This window comes from Vibrio pacinii DSM 19139, from assembly GCF_000711795.1.
Taxonomy (GTDB): domain Bacteria; phylum Pseudomonadota; class Gammaproteobacteria; order Enterobacterales; family Vibrionaceae; genus Vibrio; species Vibrio pacinii.
Map to the genome: position 1 here is coordinate 1 of NZ_JONH01000055.1, position 1,284 is coordinate 1,284.

The 1,284-nt window shown below is 38.3% G+C and carries 1 protein-coding gene; it reads right to left on the minus strand.

From position 1 onward, the window contains the following. Positions 1 to 555 precede the first annotated feature (555 nt). Positions 556 to 1,173 carry a hypothetical protein gene (locus BS19_RS15005; RefSeq protein WP_038176355.1) on the minus strand — a complete coding sequence of 206 codons (618 nt, stop codon included), beginning with the start codon at positions 1,171 to 1,173 and terminating at the stop codon, positions 556 to 558. Positions 1,174 to 1,284: the final 111 nt, after the last annotated feature.

A 1,284-nucleotide genomic window follows, 5' to 3' on the forward strand; every position in this document is an offset into this window, starting at 1 on the left:
TGCCATAAACACTAAATTCAAAGAAAACCAAAAATGCTTAGCGTTGCGAATCTGCCTTAAACGCTTTGTTAGTTGCCATTCTAAACCTTTGATTTTCAGTTTATTTCCACTTTTGCCAACACCGTTTTTAAGCGCTTTGATAAACTCATATCAGGCGCAGTTTCAAAGCGCCTGTCACTGAAACCACTTGGAACTTACAACCCCGCAGAAAACTGGATGAAAATACCCAATAAACCTTTTGGAAAGGCAATGTCACAAGGCTGACTTTCAACGAGTACATTCGCGTCTGAAACGGCAAAACAAAACCACAACATTAAACATTGAACACAGCCAGCAAACCACACCAAGATACAAAACCGAGCACAATTGCACAATTCATTAGCCTTAATTTTTCTGCTTTAGCTGCGTTTTTCCCACTGGCAACTAACGCCCTGTTAAGGTGTGAGCAACGCAATACCGATGCCGCTGCATACCACCTTAAACACTAAAACCAACGCATAGTAAAAATGCCACGCGTTGCGAATCACTCTTAAACAGTTTGTTAACAATATAAACTTACGTGTTTCGTATTGTTCTCAGTTCCTTCTTTATACTTTTTGAAAACTCGATAAATGATTGCTGGCATTGATTAAGCAATGCTCTTTGCTCAGCACCATCAACCTCATACGCTCTATCAATTTCTTGGAACAGGCTATACAAATTTTGTTCATATTTTAAAAATCCAAACTGAAAACCCTTTAACTCCTTTTCAGTAAGTAATGATTCTGCATAGTCAACTTTCCTACTGTACGAGTATACGTTTTCTCTCATACTCTGGGATAAAGTAGCGCGTTCTTTCTCATGGTCTTCATATACTGTTGGTGTCTTAAACTTACAATACTGATCCCAATACACTCCTTTATAACTTGATACTAAACTAAGACCATCTATTGCTATTTCTTCTAATTCGCAGAAAGCCTTAAATCGTTCAGAAAAAACAAATTGGTTTCTCCACATATTAAGCCCATAAAGAGCTACAATTGCCGCAAATAACGTAGCAAATGCAGATAGCGTTGTTGAAAATCCGTTGAGTATTTTCAAACTCGATTCTTCTATATCAAGATTGATTCCCAAAATGACACCAACTAAAACAAGCGCAATACAACAGAAAACAATCACACTATCTAACTTCATTGAACCTCCATATTGTTAACGCTGCGTTAAGGTGTGACAAGCGTTTGCCACACTTGAGCGAAGCGAAACCGGCAAGCGTTTGGAATCACTCTTAAACGCTTTGTTATGCGC